The organism is Oryzomonas japonica, assembly GCF_008802365.1.
In the GTDB taxonomy this organism is placed as follows: domain Bacteria; phylum Desulfobacterota; class Desulfuromonadia; order Geobacterales; family Pseudopelobacteraceae; genus Oryzomonas; species Oryzomonas japonica.
Genome location: NZ_VZQZ01000006.1, coordinates 65,961 through 82,625 on the forward strand (window position 1 = coordinate 65,961; position 16,665 = coordinate 82,625).

Here is a 16,665-nt window from a genome sequence, read left to right on the forward strand (position 1 = left end):
ATAAAGGCTTTTGCCACAGAGACACAGAGACACAGAGACACAGAGGAAAAACGGGAGAAAATCAAAATCTTTTTTGTTGAGAAAAACGAAGGCTCAAGAACTATTTAAGGTTTAATCCTAAAGTCACTCGTTTATGCCTTTGCCGTTCTCTGTGTCTCCGTGTCTCTGTGGCAGATTATACCGATTATAAAAGCTGTTTTTCCTTCAAAAGCGGCATGGGGTTGACGATCAGGGCGTCCAGGCCGAGTTTGTCCGCTCCCAGGCCGGTAGCCAGGCCTACCAGTTGGGTGATGTAGAAAACCGGCATGGCGTACTCGGTATTGTAGACCCCCTCGATCTCCTTTTGGCGGATATCCAGGTTGCCGTGGCACAGGGGGCAGGCCACCATGATGCAGTCGGCACCAGCCTCCTTGGCCGAATCCAGGATGGCGTGGGAGAGCTGGATGACCACGCCGGGTCGCGACAGCGTGAAGTTGGCGCCGCAGCATTCCATGCGGTGGCTCCAGGCCACTGTTTCAGCCCCGGCCGCTTTCAGGATATCTTCCATGATGGTCGGCGCCTCGACGCAATCCAGGTTCGGCACGTCGGTGGGGCGGGTCAGGAGACAGCCGTAGTAGCAGGCCACCTTCAGGCCGGCAAGCGGCTTGGTGACGGCCTGTTCCAGCTGTTCCAGCCCCAGGTCGCGGGCCAGGATGTCCAGCAGGTGTTTGACGTTGCCAGTCAGGGGCACCGGGGCGTCGATGGCCTTTTCCACCTGCCTGCGCTTGACATCGCTTTCCGAGAGGACGTGCTGGGTGGTCTTGAGCCGCGAGAAGCAGGCGGCGCAGGCGACTGCCAGATCGCCCTCCACCTGTTCGGCCAGTTCCAGGTTTTTGGCGCACAGGGAGAGGGAGAGCAGTTCGTCCACGTTGTGGGCCGGGGTGGCGCCGCAGCAGAACCAGTCCGGCACCTCCGTCAGGCCGATGTTGAGTTTTTTGAACAGCTCCCGGGTCGAAAGATCGTATTCGCCGGCCGAGGCATGGAGCGAGCAGCCGGGATAGTAGGCGTAGTTGAGGGTCTTCTTGGGGGTCACAGGGCCTCCCCGTTTTTACGCATCTCCTCGATGCGGCCGAAGATTTTTTCGATCTCGATCATGTTCTTGTTTTTCTGGTGAAACATCTTGAGTTTGCCCTTGCTGATCAGCTTGGGCCCCAGCATCAGGTCCTTCAGAAACTGACCGGATTTGACGTTGAACACGGCGGCCAGGCGCATCTCGTACTGGCGGCCGTAGGTGCGGATGTTTTGCAGGAAGAGCCGGTTTGCCAACTGCACGTAACTCTCCTTGGACGGCCCTTCGGCGTCCCACGAGAGCTTGCGCAGGGCGTCCATGATGGAGGCCAGGTGCACCTTGTTCGGGCAGCGGGTGGAGCAGGTCTCGCAGGAGGCGCAGTACCAGATGGAGCGGCCGGCCAGGATACGTTGCCACTGGCCGAGCTGGAGCAGTCGCACGACCCGGTTGGGGGGATGCTCCATGAAGGTGGCCATGGGGCAGCCGGCCGAACACTTGCCGCACTGGAAGCAGCGCCGGACCGATGTCCCGGAAAGGGCTTCGACCTTGCGGACGAAATCCACGTCCATGGTCTCGGTCGAAAGAAGCATCTTCTTCTTTTTCACAGGAATACCTTTTTTAGTTAAACTAAAATTCCACCAGTCGATCGTTGACTGGTGGATATGCGTACCGTAGAATTTGTCTAACTGTGGAGTTTATAACATAATTTAATATAGTTATTATTGTTTACACAAATGCTTTGAAAAATGCAAGCCAAAATTATAGCGGCCACGGTGCGTTTAGGAAGAGTAAAAAAATACCGCGGCCAGCGTCGGGATTCGGCCAGTATAGTGCTTTCCGTGGGAAAGCGAATAAAAAACCATAAGCCACACAAATATGTTGGCCTTTCGTAACATGATCGCAATAATACTATGTTACAAGAAAGCAAAAAAGGGTAAAAATACAAGAAAATTCTTCTGCTGCGCCTCAGGGAGGCCCCGATGAAAAATATCCTGATAATCGAGGATGAAAAAGATCTGACCGAACTGCTCGTGTTCAACCTGGAGAAGGAAGGGTTCAAGATGCAGTGGTCCTATGACGGCTTGGAAGGGCTTGAGGCGGCGCGGCGCGACCCTCCGGACCTGATTGTGCTCGACCTGATGCTGCCGGGCATGATGGGGACGGATGTGTGCAAGGAGTTGCGCAAGGACGGCCGCACCAGCCAGGTTCCGGTGCTGATGCTCACCGCCAAGGGTGAGGAGATCGACCGGGTGGTCGGTTTCGAGGTGGGGGCCGACGACTATCTGGTGAAGCCGTTTTCCATGCGGGAACTGCTGCTGCGCATCCGGGCGATCCTGCGGCGGTGCGACAGCCAGCCGGCATCCGCGGCCGAAGGGGGAATCTCCATCGGGGATATTTCCATCGAGACCGAACGCCACCGCGTGCTGAGCGCCGGGAACGAGGTGGAGTTGACCAGCACCGAATACAAGCTTCTGCTCTACCTGGCGGAGCGCCCGGGCCGGGTGCTGAGCAGGGAACTGCTCCTGCAAAACGTGTGGAGCTACAACAATGTGGGGGACACCCGGACCGTTGATACCCATATCACCCGCTTGCGCGGCAAATTGGGCAAACCGGGCGATTTGATCAAGACCGTACGCAGCTTCGGCTACAAGATAGAGGAGTGATGATGGGATTCCGCCTGAAATTGATGTTGTCGTATCTGCTTTTGATCGTTGCGATCGCCGGCAGTTTTTATCTGTACATGGACCATGTCCTTGAGACGAACCTGGTGGAGGAGAGCCGGACGAACCTGCTCAGCCAGGCCAAGCTGGCCCGCCTCCTGGTGATGTACGACCATATGAAGCTGCCTCCCCAGCAGTTGGCCGAGACGGTCGGCTCCGCCATCAGGGAGCGGCTGACCCTGATCGCCCCCGATGGCCGGGTTATGGGCGATTCCGACGTCAAGGGCGCCAAGCTCGGCGAGTTGCAGAACCACCTGGACCGCCCCGAGGTGCAGGCGGCCCTTACCTCGGGGACCGGCATCGCCCTGCGCTACTCCGAGACTCTCAAGACCGATATGCTCTACGTGGCCATGACCTATGGGAGCGGCAGGACCGACGGTTTTGTGCGGCTGGCCATGCCGTTGTCCTACCTCACCAACTCCAGCAATGCCCTGCATCGCGTGGTGGGCGTCGCCGTGCTCCTGACCACCCTGGCCGCCCTGTTGCTGAGCTATATCCTCTCCAACCTGACCTCCCGTCCCCTGCGCAACATGGCCGCGGCAGCCGCCCGTATCGGGCGCGGCGAATCGCCGGTCAGGATACCGGCGACGGCCCATGACGAGGTGGGGGACCTGGCCCGGGTGCTCAACGACATGAGCGAGCGGATCGAACAGCAGATGCTGCGGCTCTCCTCGGAAAAACAGCAGTTGGACACCATCCTGCGCGGCATGGGGGAGGGGGTGATGGTCACCTCGCCCGATGGGACGATCACCCTGGTGAACCCGGCCTTCCGCAGGCTCTTTTCCCTTGCGGGCGACGTGGAGGGGAAGAAGCTGATCGAGATTTCCCGTCATCCCGACCTCCTGGCGGCCTTTACGGCCCTGGGGGCCGCCGAGGGGGAGGAGCTTATCCGGGAGATCACCATCCAGCCGGGAGAGATCACCCTGCTCACCCACTGGGCGCCGCTCGCCGTGGATGGCAGGAAGAGCGGGGTCGTGGCGGTGTTCCACGACATCAGCGACATGAAGAAGGTGGAGAATATCCGCCGCGATTTCGTCGCGAATGTGTCCCACGAATTGCGCACCCCGGTGTCGGTCATCAAGGGGTACGCCGAGACGCTGCTGGACGGGGCGCTTCAGTCGGATGCGGACCGGGCCACGCGCTTCGTGGAGATCATCCTCAGCCATTCCGAGCGGCTGTCCGCCCTGATCAACGACATTCTCACCCTCTCGACCCTGGAGTCCCGGGCGCTGGTCCTTGACCGCCACCCGCTGGATATCTCCGGCACCATGCGCAAGACCTACATGCTGCTGGAGGAGAACGCCAACAAGAAGGACATCAGGATGCAGCTCGACATCCCGGCCGGGCTGCCGCGGGTGCTGGCCGACCAGGGGCGCGTGGAACAGGTGATCGTGAACCTGCTGGACAATGCCATCAAGTACACCCCTCCCCAGGGCATGGTGACCCTCTCGGTCCGCCCGGGCGATGACCCGGGGTTCCTGAAGATCGCCGTCGCCGATACCGGCATCGGCATCCCGTTCAAGGATCTTCCCCGCATCTTCGAACGTTTTTACCGGGTGGACGAGGCCCGCAGCCGCGACCAGGGGGGGACCGGGCTGGGGCTGGCCATCGCCAAACACATCGTTCAGTTGCACGGCGGGGAGATCTCCGTGACCAACAATGAGTTCGGCAAGGGGTCCATCTTCTCGTTCACCCTGCCCGTTGCCGCTGACTGATCCGGCCCGTTTCTGTTACGGGTAATTTGCCTGTCCGTAACATCGCTGTAATATTTCTCCTGTACTGTTTCGGTAACGATTACAAAAACAAGGAGGATTATGATGTTTTCAACCATCCGTAAGACCGTACTGACCCTCGCCCTTCTGGCGTCGGTCTGCGTTGCGGGCCAGGCTTCCGCGGAGACGCTGATCAACGGCGCCGGGGCCACCTTCCCCTATCCGCTCTACTCCAAGTGGTTCAGCGAGTACGCCAAGATCGATACCTCGGTGAAATTCAACTACCAGTCCATCGGCAGCGGCGGCGGCATCAAGCAGATCACCGCCGGCACCGTGGACTTCGGCGCCAGCGACAAATTCCTCTCCGACGCCGAACTCAAGGCCGCCCCGGGCAAGCTCCTGCACATCCCGACCGTCATGGGCGCCGTGGTCGTCACCTACAACCTGCCCGGCGTTCACAAGGGGCTCAAACTCCGCTCCAGCGATGTGGCCGACATCTTCCTCGGCAAGATCACCAAGTGGAACGACAAGCGCATCGCCGACGACAACCCGGGCGTGAAGCTCCCCAATGAGTCGATCATCGTGGTGCACCGTTCCGACGGCAGCGGCACCACCAGCATCTTCACCGATTACCTCTCCAGTGTTAACCAGGAATGGCACGGCAAGGTCGGCAAGGGCGCTTCCGTGAACTGGCCCATCGGCCTGGGCGGCAAGGGTAACGAGGGCGTTGCCGGTCAGATCAAGAACACCAAGAACTCCATCGGCTACGTGGAATTGGCCTACGCTTTCGAAAACAAGCTCCCCTATGCCACGCTGATGAACAAAAACGGCAAGTTCGTCGAACCCTCCATCAAGACCACCAGCGCTGCCGCGGCAGGCGCGGTCAAACACATGCCGGCCGACTACCGCGTATCCCTGGTCAACCAGCCGGGCGACGACGCCTATCCCATCGTCGGTTTCACCTGGCTGGTGGTGTACGAACACCAGAAGGATGCGGTTAAGGGGAAGAAGCTGGTGGAATTCCTGAACTGGGAACTGCACAAGGGACAGAAGATGGCCGCAGGGATGCTCTATGCGCCGCTCCCCGCACCGGTCGTGAAGATGGTTGAGAAAACCATCAAGACCATCAAGCACTAATCAAGCAAGGGGCTGATGCAGTTACCCCGTCATCCCGAGCGCGGGCCGTCACCACGGCGCCCGCGCTTTTTTCTTGCCCGGCATGTGTAACAGCTGCCGGATAGCGCCGAGGAAGGACAAGGAAAACCCTCCCCCGGCAGTCACCTGAATTTGACAAAATGGCGGCATGTTACAAACTTGACAATGTTGCCGGATAGTTCCCGCTCCGTAACATGTCCGTAACATGTTCTTGATACGATCCGAACAGATACAAACGAGTAAAAAGATAGGAACCAGACATGCAGAACAGCGCACAAGGCATCAAGGGTGACGCCATATTCCGGGGATTCACCCTGCTCCTCGCCTGCAGCATCATCGTCATCCTTCTGCTCATGACCGCCGAGATGGTGAAGGAGAGCCTGCCGGCCATCAGCCGTTTCGGCTGGCGGTTCATCAGCGGCAGCACCTGGGACGCCGTCCAGGAGGAGTTCGCCTCGCTCCCCTACCTGTACGGCTCCATCGTTTCCTCGATCCTGGCGATCCTCCTGGCCACCCCGCTGAGCATCGGCACCGCCCTGTTCATCACCGAACTGGCGCCCCGCAAGGTCGGCGCCGCCACCGCCGCCCTGGTCGAGCTCCTGGCCGCCATCCCCAGCGTCATCTACGGCCTGTGGGGCATCCTGGTCATGACCCCCTGGCTCCAGAGCACCATCCAGCCGTTCTTGATCGAGCATTTCGGCTTTCTCCCCTTTTTTAGGGGGGCGCCCTACGGGGTCAGCATGCTGGCCGCCGTCTTTATCCTGATGATCATGATCGTGCCGATCATCACCTCCATCACCAAGGAGGTCCTGATGGCGGTGCCGTCGAGCCAGAAGGAGGCGGCCATCGCCCTGGGAGCGACCCGCTGGGAGATGATCCGCATGGCCGTGCTCCCCTACGGCCGCTCCGGCATCCTTGGCGCGGTGATCCTCGGCCTGGGCCGGGCCATCGGCGAGACCATGGCGGTCACCATGGTGATCGGCAACACCCCGAAAATATCCCTGTCACTCCTGTCGCCGGCCTACACCATGCCCAGCGTCATTGCCAACGAGTTCGCCGAAACCACCACCAAGATGCACGCCTCGGCGCTGATGGAGATCGGCCTGATCCTCTTGTTCGTGACCCTGGTGATCAACTTCCTGGCCCGCATGCTGCTCTGGAGCGTCACCCGCAAGTGGAAAGGAGGCGTGGCATGATCCTGCGTTCCATTACCCTGCGCCGGACGGCCAACCTGTCCGCCACCCTGTTGATGGGTGGGGCGACGCTCCTGGTGCTGCTGCCGCTCATCATCATCTTCTATCACATCGTCAAGATGGGGATCAGCTCCATCTCCCTGGACTTCTTCACCCAGATACCCAAGCCGACCGGCGAGGCGGGCGGCGGCATGGCCAACGGCATCGCCGGCTCCGCCATCATGATCGGCATGGCCTCGCTGGTGGGGCTTCCCATCGGCATCTTCGGCGCGGTCTACCTGACGGAATACGGCACCGGCAAGCTCGCCACCGCCATCCGGTTCTGCGCCGACGTCCTGTCCGGCATCCCCTCCATCATCACCGGGATGGTGGCCTACAGCATGCTGGTAGTGCCGCTCAAGGGCTTTTCCGCCCTGGCCGGTTCCTTCGCCCTGTCGCTCATCATGATCCCCATCGTGCTGCGCACCACCGAGGAACAGCTCAAGATGGTGCCGGCCACCCTGCGGGAGGCGTCCCTGGCCCTGGGGGTACCGCTCTGGCGCACCAGCATCAAGGTTACCCTGCGCAGCGCCCTGACCGGCGTCATCACCGGCGTCCTGCTGGCCATCGCCCGGGTGGCCGGGGAAACGGCGCCCCTGCTCTTTACGGCACTGGGCAACCAGTTCTGGAGCAAAAAGCTCACGGAACCCATGGCCGCCCTGCCGCTGCAGATCTTCAATTTCGCCATCTCGCCGTACGAGGATTGGCACCGTCTGGCCTGGGCCGGAGCCCTGGTGCTGGTGGTGCTGATGTTCGGCCTGAGCCTGGCCGCCCGCTGGCTCGGCAGAAGCAAACATTCCTGAAAGGGCATTTTATGAACAGCAAATTAGCCATACGAGACCTCAATATCCACTTCGGAGATAACCATGCCGTCAAAAATGTCGCCATGGAGGTCGCCGAAAACAGCGTGACCGCCATCATCGGCCCGTCCGGCTGCGGCAAATCCACGGTGTTGCGCAGCATCAACCGGATGCACGACCTGACCCCCTCCGCCCGGGTGACCGGCACCATCATGCTGGACGACACCGACATCTACGGCCGCAGCGTGGACCCGGTCACGATCCGCCGCCGGGTCGGCATGGTCTTCCAGAAGCCCAACCCCTTTCCGGCCATGTCCATCTACGACAACGTGATCGCCGGCTACAAGCTGAACGGCGTGCTGAAGAAGGGGGATGCGGACGAGATCGTGGAGTCGAGCCTGAAGCGGGTGGCCCTGTGGGACGAGGTCAAGGACCGCCTCCGCACGGGGGCCGTGGAACTGTCCGGCGGCCAGCAGCAACGCCTCTGCATCGCCCGAACCATCGCCGTCAAGCCGGAGGTGATCCTGATGGACGAACCGGCCTCGGCCCTGGACCCGATCTCGACCCTCAAGATCGAGGAGTTGATCGAAGACCTGAAATCAAAGTATACTATCGTCATCGTTACCCACAACATGCAGCAGGCGGCGCGGGTGTCGGACGTGACGGCCTTCTTCTACATCGGCGAACTGGTGGAGATCGGCGAGACCCGCAAGGTCTTCACCAACCCCGAGAAAAAGCAGACCGAGGATTATATCACGGGGAGATTCGGCTAGAGGAACCGGCCGGCGGGCTCTATCCCGGCCCCCATGAACAAAAAAACACACCAACCGGTTGCCGGGATGGAAAGGACGACGATATATGGAACGTGAACACTTCAGTGCAACATTCGACACAGAGCTGGACGAGCTGCGCAGCATGCTCCTGGCCATGGGCGGCAAGGTGGAGATGATGATCTCCGGGTCGGTCAAGGCGCTCGTGGAGCGGGATACCCCCCTGGCCGACCGGATCATCGCCATGGACCACGAGGTGAATAACCTGGAGGTGAACATCGACGAGCGCTGCCTGGAGCTCCTGGCGTTGCGCCAGCCGGCCGCCCGCGACCTGCGGTTCATCACCCTGGCCCTCAAGATCGTTACCGACCTGGAGCGCATCGGCGACCAGTGCACCAACATCGCCAAGCGGGCCAAGGAGTTGAACGCGGAGCCGCAGCTCAAACCGTATATCGACATCCCCCGCATGGCCCACTGGACCGAGGTAATGGTCAAGGAGTCCCTGGACTCCTTCGTGCACGGCGACGACGATCTGGCCATCAAGGTCTGCAACGACGACAACTTCGTGGACGAGATCAACGAGCAGATCCACCGGGAGTTGCTGACCTTCATGATCGAGGACTCCAGCACCATCTCCCGTTCCATGAAGCTCAACTACGTGGCCAAATCCCTGGAGCGCATCGCCGACCACGCCACCAACATCGCCGAGATGGTGATCTTCATGGTGAAGGGGAAGGATATCCGGCATACCATCGCGTAAGCGGGGCAGACCCTGCGGCATTTTTGAAAAAGGCACCCACAAGCCCGGATATTTTCCGGGCTTTTTTTGTGTCAAAATGATGCAATAGCGGGTAGCCGGGTGAGGTTCGCGGGCCTTTTATTGTTTGATATTAAGGTAATAGGAAATTGAGTCTTTTGTGGTGATTTTTTTAACACTTTGATTTTACGTTGAAATTGGGTTTTGCTGGGTGTAGAAGAGCGAGAGGCGTGTTTTGGTGTTCGCTGTGGTATCGTGACAGGCGAGGCCAAAATTTACGGGGATGTATAGGTAGCTGAGACCCTGCTCTTTTTTTCCAAAATTCAAATTTACTATTTGGAGTTTTGGCCCCCTTACCTCTCCATAAGCTGCTTGATCACGCGGCCAGCGCAATCGGGCGTATCTGCCTGACCCGGTGCGCCATGATCTTCTCCGTGATTTTCAGATCGTAGCTCGTCTGGAGGTTCATCCAGTACTGCGGCGTCTGGCCGAACGCTTTGCCGAACAACACGGCCAGTTCGGCAGTCACCGGGCGCTTGCCATGAATGACATGGGAAACCCTCATGGCGGAGACGCCGATGGAGCTGGCAAAGGCATTTTGCGATAGCCCAAGCCCTTCAAGGATTTCTTTCAAATATTCTCCGGGGTGGATGGCCGGAAGCCCGTTCTTTGTTGCCATGCCAGTTCTCCAGTTCTAGTGATAATCGGTGATCTCTACGTCATACGCATGACCCTCGGCGAAGGTGAAACATACCCGCCATTGGTCGTTTATCTTGACGCTCCACTGACCTTTTCTGTCTCCCGAAAGCGTTTCAAGGTGGTTTGACGGCGGCATCCGTAAGTCCTCGACCACCGTGGCATTGTCGAGCTGGTTCAACCGCATGGCCGCACGGGTGACAATGCCTGGCGGTAGCCTTTTCGACTTCCCGGATTCAAAGAACCGTTCGGTTGCTTTGTCGGCAAAGGTCTTAATCATGGATGCAGTATAAACAAAATGTTTATACTCGGCAAGTTAAATTCTTGTCACGGATTCTCTCCGCGCTGTTGACGCGCCACGCAATTTCTGTGAAAGGCGGGAGGGGTAGGTCTCCAAAATTCAAATTTGATATTTGGAGCTTTGACCCCCTTGCTTCTCCCTGATTTTGCGTTGAAATTTGTTTTTGTGGGGTGTAGAAGGGCGAGAGGCGTGTTTTGGTGTTCGTCGTGGTATCGTGACAGGCGAGGCCAAAATTGACGGGGATGTGTAGTTAGTTGAGACCTGCCCCCCTCTTTTTTCTCTTGGCCAAACAAAAAGGATAACCTAAATGATAAGCGAGATGACTTGGCACAGAAGTGAGGAGAAGCAAACGCGATTCGAGTGGAGTGCAGAGAGTGAAGGGCTTCAACTGCGACATGAGAACGGAAATCCACCTTATTTAATTCCCTGGAGAATCTTTTATTTGATCCTGCGGCAAGCAATGACTATGGCAGCAGTAAATAATGGTGAAATAACAGCCGGAACACACCAATCTACGCCTTCTCCTGACTCAGTTGGAGAATGGGTGCTAGCACAAAATTTTACTCTTGAACCTGGTGCCCTAACACCTAGGCATTTGTCATTCCTTGGTCCCATATTCGGCCGCATGGGGTTCTTCACTCGAAAAATTAAAGGAAACTCGATAATGTGGGTGCTTACAGTATGACTCAACCTGCTGAAGTTACACTCTGGCTCCAACCTCAAGTTGTTGTGCCTGTCATTTCAACAATTCTTGTATCAGTAATTGTACCGATACTGCTCCATCACCTGAAGTACAAACGTGAACGTGCTGAAATGGTTTTTAAGGCGAGAAAAGAAGCTTATGAGGAATACTTCAAAAAATTTGAAAAGTCAGCGGCAAACATAGGGCAAGAGTATGACAAGTATACAAACGAAATTCTCCCACAGGCGCTCCTTAAACTGCTACACAGCGGGAACTCTCCTGAGGGAGTTGTTGAATTTCAGGCTACAGTCGGGAGTTTCCCTCATAAAATCCAAGAAAGCCATCGAAGTGCATTGGAGGAAATGACGACACTCCAGATTTTCGCGTCTCCAATCCTTCTCGCTCACATAAAGCAGTACGAGGAACTTCATCGTGAAATGATGACCCAGGCCGCACCATGGTTACAAGAGGCAAACAAAAAACTTACTGAACCTGACCTTGATTCTCCAATAGCAAATGAAATGAAACAACGTGGCACTAGAATCAGTTGCCTTAAAGATAAAATCATTGCGCAGATGAGGACAGAGCTGGGAACGGACAGGTGATGTCCAACCACGTCGCAAGACTTGACCGAAAGGAAGTCGGTGGGGTCAGGCTTCCGGCGGAGTTCCGGGGACGGTATATTAAATTCAGAGTTGAGTATACTGTCCCCGGAATTACCCAGCGGCGGCAGCGGCCTCCGCTGACGCCTTGAGACGTTGAACCAAAAAGGAGAAAAGTAAAATATGAGCCAGAGAAGCAATCTGAAGCTTGCAACGAAGTATATTAAGAGCCTCTCGGGCGTGCTTATCCTCCTCGGGGTTGGCTTTTTGCTATTGAGTGGCTTCTATGACTGGAAAGGCTTTATTCAGAACATCGGCCTTGTACTGTCTGGTGCTGGTGTGACCACCTTCATTCTAAAATTCGATTTATTCGAGATTGTTTCAAGTGATGAGATTAGAAAATCTGGAATCGAAATGGTGAGGCACGGCAGGAATTCAATGGTAGAAATGATTGAATCAATCGAAGAGTTTATGAGAAAGGCGAGACCTAAAGAAATCGATATTTGCGGAATTTCAATGTACAGCTTCTTTGAGCCGCATAGCTTATATGATTTGGTTTTGAACCTTGCTTCCGAAGGTTATAAATTCCGCATAATCTTTGCCGACCCTAATAGCACTGAACTATCTTTTCAAGAACAAGTTGAACATAAGCCTGGAGCTTTAAAGTCGCACATTGAATATTTATCTAATAAATTTTCGGATCACTGTCGTAGGCATCAAAGTGCATCTATTATAAGAGGCAACATAAAGATAGGTTATTCTGGTTTATTGCCAAAGGTGTTTATAGTTCGTGCAGGCGGAAAAATGTTTGTCTCTTCTTATCTTCATCGCGGACCTCATGTTTCACCAACATTCATGCTGTCTGATGTACCTAATGGATTTTATAGTTATTATTTACAGTACATCGATGACATCGTTGAAAATTGTTTTACTGAATACAGCATTTGAAATCTAGCATCTGGCGAAGGTCCAACTAGCGCCAGGACCGGCCCAAAAACAAGGAAGTCGGTGGGGGCAGGCTTCCAAGCTGAAAGTCCGGCCTATAGTTGCCAGCATGGAGACCTGCCCCTCCTCCTTCCCGCTCAGGATGATCCATAGTGCCAAAAATCATAGATCTCAATAAACCAGATAGACTGCCAGAAGAGTTCGTTGCTGCGCTAAAGCGAATTAATTATCTGTGCGTTAAGTACGAATTTTCTGAGGAATTGGTAAAGCACAGAGAAGTGGTTTCACTAGTCAGCGATCTGAACTCTTTTTGCCTGGAGAATTATATTATCGGTGTGCACTACACCCGAGCTAGCCAAAATCGCATTCGCAGCCAAGGCCTGCTCATCCGAAGTGGAGAAGAAATAAGAGCGGAATTCCTCAAAGATTTTGGTCATATGTTTTCAGAATCGGAGATCGTGACTATTAAGGAACGATGGTCAAATTACTTTTTACCAGACCAATCACGCATAAGAGACGGGCGATTATTCTTTAACTTCACAAAAACTTCATTAAATAATGGTGGTGCAGAGCCATTGCTCGGACTTTATGGAGGCGAACAGGTCAGTATATGTTTTCGGCGTGATTGCTCCATAGGGTCGAAGCTTGCTTATATCGGGGAACCAGTGATGGTGTGCTGTTCATTAAACCCAAATATCGTCAGTACTTTCATAGAATACCCATGGGGTAAGATATTGGTCTCATCCTACCACTTATCAGTAAATACAGGAGCATACGGAATAGATCAGGATGGTTATCAATCTGTTCCAGTCACACCAGATAATATTGTAGAGATAATACAACTTTCAAAAGAAAATTTATGGATTATTAGTGGTACACAATGCAATTAATTTTTTTAATCAGTCGTAATTGTTTGTATTTATAATAATTTTCAAGCCAGTATGTCAAAGCCACCGCATTTTTGGCAAGTAGGTGGAGTCGGGCTTCCAGGAGTTCCGGGGACAGTATCTTAAATTCAGAGTTGAGTATACTGTCCCCGGAATTACCAGAAAAAAAAAGGAAGTCGGTGGGGTCAGACTTCCAAGTTGATAAGTTGAAAGTCCGGCCTATAGTTATCAACATGCGAAATTAGCCACTTTGGCGGCACTGATTGGACCTCTGAAAACTGACTTTGAAAACAAACTTGGCATCTTGGAAGCCTGACCCCGCGGGGGTGCCGCTGAACCTATCCACCCCACTCAATAAAATTGAAGGTAAAGACTATGTTGTACTTGGGGAGGGAGAGGGTACTTCAACAGGTATCATGTTGTTTAATTTTATTCCAATCAATCAGAATGATAGATTCAAAAATGCTTATGATGAAGCTGTTGCCAGCAAAGGCGGAACACGACTTATTAACCCAGTAATTGAAGAAAATTGGTTTTTGGCTTATGTGTTAAACGGTTATAGAACAAAAGTTACTGGCACAGTCGTTAAAGATTTATAGAACTATTTCATTTTACAAAAATAATTGCGTTGTCATGTGATAGTCTCCACTAAAGGCAAGTCCGTGGGGGCTGGCTTCCAAGTTGATACTTGGCATCTTGGAAGCCTGACCCACGGGGAACCCTGATTGGTGGCTGATTCCGGGAACGCCCATTTTTTTTGAATCAAAAAGATTTATAACGGGGCTTTCCCGACGAAGCCGGGGGATCGTTGTCCCATTGTTGTTTGTACTCGCTCCAATCCTTTTTCTCCTGATCGGTTCGAAGTTGCATCTCAAATCTCTCGGTTGCCAATCTATCTTTGAACTTTTCCTCTTCTGTCCTCGGGTCGTAAACGCAGGCGCTCATGACAGCAGACAGAACGACAAGACTGAGAACAGGCAGCAGCAAAAAAAGCTTTTGAACCATTGATTTTCTCCATTCCCCTGCCGCAAGGAAATGCCCAGGGCTGAATGTCCGGCTTGCCGGGATGAGCCTTTCCCCTATCCCTTGATCGGCCACCCCTGCTCAACCCCCTCCGGAAAGAAATTTTCCTTGGTCCTGTTGTAATAGCCGAACTGCAACTTGGGAAACTCCTGCTTCAACCGCTCCAACAGCCGGTACATGCCGATCCCCTTGCCCTCTACCCCCATTTCTTTATTATAAAAATCCGGGTCGATGGACAGGTTGCGCATCTGGATCATGTCGATGCCGGTGTCGCCCACGAAGCGCAGCAGCGCCTCCACCTCCTCCGGGGCGTCGCTGACGCCGGGGGAGACCAGGTAGTTGATCATGGTGAAACGCCCCGCCTGCTTGGCGATGGTCACGGAGCGAAGCACATCCTCGAATGTGTACCCCTTGGGACGGTAGTAGCGGTTGTACAACTCCTCCCGCACCGAGTTCATGGAGAAGCGGAAGGAGTCCATCCCCGCGTCGCACAAAAGCTGCACCCGCTCCGGTATCGACCCGTTGGAGTTGAAGTTGATCGTGCCGCGGCTGGTGGCCTTTTTCAGGCGTTGCGTCGCCTCGGCGATGGTGTCGGCCTGGAGGATCGGGTCCCCTTCGCACCCCTGGCCGTAGGAGACGATGGCCTGCTCGGCCTGTTCCAGATGGGGGAGGGCGATCTGACAGATCTCTTCCGGGGTCGGCACGAAGCCGATGCGCTCGTGGTTGGACGGGCAGCATTCGGACGGTTGCAGGCTGATGCACCCCAGGCAGGCCGAGTTGCACACCGGCGAGGTGGGCAACGGCGCTTCCCAGCGGCGGTAGAAGAGGTTTTTCGCGGCAAAGCAGTGATAGTCCACGGCGCAGCGGGACAACTGCTCCAGCAGGCGGTTGCCCGGCATCTCCGCCAGCCGTTGGCGCACCAGCGGGTCGAGGGTGCGGTCGTCGTAGTTGACCGGGTTCCAGTTGCTGTTGCTGTCCACCTTGGACGCGGCCACCACGAAACAGTCCCGCTCCTCGTCCCACCCCACGGCGGTGTAGGACCAGAGCGGCAGTTGGACCGCCTTGCGCGAGTAATCGCAGGCCGGCAGCAGGGTGCGCACGTAGCCGGGGGCCATGAAGGCGGAGACCGCCTGGATGCGCCGCGTCCGTTTCCCCTCCCTGACGCTGTCCAGGGTGACGAAGCTCTTTTTGCGCTCGTCCCAGGCGATGGGCGGCATGGCGGGCATGGTGAACATCCGGCTGTCCTCGGGGAGCGGGATCAACTCCACATCCTCGGGCAGCACCGGTACGTTGCCGTTCATCCCGGCCATGCACAGCTCGGGGTGATCGTAGATATTGCCTTTTTCATCGGCGTACAGCATTTTTGGCAGTTTTTTTGGCACGTTGGTTTCCTGGTGGTTCGTTTCTCTGTAGCGTGGGTTTCCCCCACGGTTCGCTGCGCAGGCCGGGAAGAATTCGGGAGGCTGACGCAGGCTGCGCGGATGGCGCATAACGGCATAGTGTCCGTTGCCATACTGTGGTAAAATTATCCGAAAAACACGCCGAAAGCAATCTTATTGCCGTGGAAAGCCTTCTTGCATGCACTTCATGATCGTTTTTGCCGTCGCATTCCTGGCCTCCCTGCTCAGCTCCATGAGCGGCGCGGGCGCTGCCATGCTGACCACCCCGGTCTGGCTCTCCCTCGGTTTTCCCCTGCCGGTGGCCATCGCCTCCAACCAGATGAACGGCGCGGCCTGGACCCTGATCGCCGCCCGCAATTATCTTCGGGGCAGGGCGCTGGATTGGCCGCTCATCCGGCTCATGGTCTGCTTCGGGCTGGGGGGCGCGTATGTCGGCACCCTCGTGATGCGCAACGTGGACGAGCAGATCCTGAAGCGTGCCATCGGGTTCATCATCATCGCCCTGGTGGCGGCGGTCGGGCTCAACCCCACCCTGGGGCGCACGGAAGCGGAGCCGCGCCTCTCCCGCCGGACGACCGGCGCACTGGCCTTTCCGCTGGGGGTCTACGAGTCGTTCTTCGGTTCGGGCAACGGCCTGTTCACCTCGTTTTTGCTGTCAAAGGCCCGGGGCTTTCCCCTGCTCACGGCCCTGGGCTACTACTACGTAATCGCCTTCTTCTGGAACTGCTTCGCCGTGGCCGTCTACGCGGGCGCCGGTTTTGCCGACCGCAGGCTGATGATCCCCTCCACGGCCGGCTCCATGCTGGGGGCGTATCTCGGTTCGCGGGTGGGGCGCCGCACGGGGTACCGTTTGGTGAGGACCCTTTTCCTAGCCCTGGGCGGGGTGTTGGGGCTGAAACTGGCCCTGGGGTGGTAGCCCGGCGCGGTACGGATA

Annotated in this window: 18 protein-coding genes; 12 read left to right on the top strand and 6 right to left on the bottom strand. The window is 56.1% G+C overall.

Annotation, left to right across the window (positions count from 1 at the left end; genetic code table 11):
* Positions 1-184: 184 nt before the first annotated feature.
* Both F6V25_RS10605 and F6V25_RS10610 read right to left on the bottom strand, forming a co-directional pair.
* Positions 185-1,072: a CoB--CoM heterodisulfide reductase iron-sulfur subunit B family protein gene (locus F6V25_RS10605; RefSeq protein ID WP_151128555.1), complete on the bottom strand. Its 888-nt coding sequence runs from the start codon at positions 1,070-1,072 to the stop codon at positions 185-187.
* Positions 1,069-1,653 (bottom strand): 4Fe-4S dicluster domain-containing protein, encoded by a 585-nt coding sequence (locus F6V25_RS10610; RefSeq protein WP_151128556.1) that lies wholly within the window; start codon positions 1,651-1,653, stop codon positions 1,069-1,071. The genes F6V25_RS10605 and F6V25_RS10610 overlap by 4 nt, the downstream gene beginning before the upstream one ends.
* A 375-nt stretch (positions 1,654-2,028) precedes the next feature.
* Between F6V25_RS10610 and F6V25_RS10615 the strand changes: the two genes are divergently transcribed.
* The 7 genes from F6V25_RS10615 to phoU all read left to right on the top strand — a co-directional run bounded on the left by F6V25_RS10615 (position 2,029) and on the right by phoU (position 9,198).
* Positions 2,029-2,712: a response regulator transcription factor gene (locus F6V25_RS10615; protein ID WP_151128557.1), complete on the top strand. Its 684-nt coding sequence runs from the start codon at positions 2,029-2,031 to the stop codon at positions 2,710-2,712.
* 2 nt (positions 2,713-2,714) lie between these two features.
* Entirely contained in the window at positions 2,715-4,484 is a 1,770-nt protein-coding gene (locus tag F6V25_RS10620; RefSeq protein ID WP_151128558.1) for an ATP-binding protein, read from the top strand.
* Positions 4,485-4,586: 102 nt separating this feature from the next.
* A complete protein-coding gene (pstS, locus tag F6V25_RS10625) occupies positions 4,587-5,618 on the top strand; it encodes a phosphate ABC transporter substrate-binding protein PstS (protein ID WP_151128661.1) in 1,032 nt (343 codons plus the stop codon).
* A 278-nt stretch (positions 5,619-5,896) separates the two neighbouring features.
* The gene (gene pstC, locus F6V25_RS10630; RefSeq protein WP_151128559.1) at positions 5,897-6,832 is read left to right on the top strand and encodes a phosphate ABC transporter permease subunit PstC; all 936 of its coding nucleotides are present in this window, start codon (positions 5,897-5,899) and stop codon (positions 6,830-6,832) included.
* Positions 6,829-7,671, top strand: a complete 843-nt coding sequence (gene pstA / locus F6V25_RS10635) for a phosphate ABC transporter permease PstA (protein WP_420819515.1) — start codon at positions 6,829-6,831, stop codon at positions 7,669-7,671. The genes pstC and pstA overlap by 4 nt, the downstream gene beginning before the upstream one ends.
* 11 nt (positions 7,672-7,682) lie before the next feature.
* Positions 7,683-8,441: a phosphate ABC transporter ATP-binding protein PstB gene (gene pstB / locus F6V25_RS10640; RefSeq protein WP_151128560.1), complete on the top strand. Its 759-nt coding sequence runs from the start codon at positions 7,683-7,685 to the stop codon at positions 8,439-8,441.
* Between the two features lie 85 nt (positions 8,442-8,526).
* Positions 8,527-9,198, top strand: a complete 672-nt coding sequence (gene phoU, locus F6V25_RS10645; RefSeq protein WP_151128561.1) for a phosphate signaling complex protein PhoU — start codon at positions 8,527-8,529, stop codon at positions 9,196-9,198.
* Positions 9,199-9,571: 373 nt separating this feature from the next.
* On the opposite strand, the gene F6V25_RS10650 is transcribed toward phoU, so the two are convergent.
* Positions 9,572-9,874, bottom strand: a complete 303-nt coding sequence (locus F6V25_RS10650; RefSeq protein ID WP_151128562.1) for a HigA family addiction module antitoxin — start codon at positions 9,872-9,874, stop codon at positions 9,572-9,574.
* Between the two features lie 15 nt (positions 9,875-9,889).
* Positions 9,890-10,171, bottom strand: coding sequence for a type II toxin-antitoxin system RelE/ParE family toxin (locus tag F6V25_RS10655; protein ID WP_149212053.1), 282 nt, complete (start codon positions 10,169-10,171; stop codon positions 9,890-9,892).
* A gap of 702 nt (positions 10,172-10,873) precedes the next feature.
* Here F6V25_RS10655 and F6V25_RS10660 point away from each other — a divergent pair.
* From F6V25_RS10660 to F6V25_RS10675, 4 genes are all read left to right on the top strand, one after another.
* A complete protein-coding gene (locus tag F6V25_RS10660; RefSeq protein WP_151128563.1) occupies positions 10,874-11,479 on the top strand; it encodes a hypothetical protein in 606 nt (201 codons plus the stop codon).
* Positions 11,480-11,659: 180 nt separating this feature from the next.
* A complete protein-coding gene (locus F6V25_RS10665; protein ID WP_151128564.1) occupies positions 11,660-12,424 on the top strand; it encodes a hypothetical protein in 765 nt (254 codons plus the stop codon).
* A gap of 149 nt (positions 12,425-12,573) precedes the next feature.
* Positions 12,574-13,311 carry a hypothetical protein gene (locus F6V25_RS10670; RefSeq protein WP_151128565.1) on the top strand — a complete coding sequence of 246 codons (738 nt, stop codon included), beginning with the start codon at positions 12,574-12,576 and terminating at the stop codon, positions 13,309-13,311.
* 281 nt (positions 13,312-13,592) lie between these two features.
* On the top strand, positions 13,593-13,907 hold the full coding sequence (locus F6V25_RS10675) for a hypothetical protein (protein WP_151128566.1): 315 nt from the start codon (positions 13,593-13,595) through the stop codon (positions 13,905-13,907).
* Between the two features lie 163 nt (positions 13,908-14,070).
* Here the strand turns inward: F6V25_RS10675 and F6V25_RS10680 are convergent, their stop codons facing one another.
* Both F6V25_RS10680 and F6V25_RS10685 read right to left on the bottom strand, forming a co-directional pair.
* A complete protein-coding gene (locus tag F6V25_RS10680; protein ID WP_151128567.1) occupies positions 14,071-14,406 on the bottom strand; it encodes a hypothetical protein in 336 nt (111 codons plus the stop codon).
* On the bottom strand, positions 14,388-15,692 hold the full coding sequence (locus F6V25_RS10685) for a radical SAM family protein (RefSeq protein ID WP_151128662.1): 1,305 nt from the start codon (positions 15,690-15,692) through the stop codon (positions 14,388-14,390). Before F6V25_RS10685 ends, F6V25_RS10680 begins: the two co-directional genes overlap by 19 nt.
* A 217-nt stretch (positions 15,693-15,909) precedes the next feature.
* Between F6V25_RS10685 and F6V25_RS10690 the strand changes: the two genes are divergently transcribed.
* Entirely contained in the window at positions 15,910-16,647 is a 738-nt protein-coding gene (locus F6V25_RS10690) for a sulfite exporter TauE/SafE family protein (RefSeq protein WP_151128568.1), read from the top strand.
* Positions 16,648-16,665 lie beyond the last annotated feature (18 nt).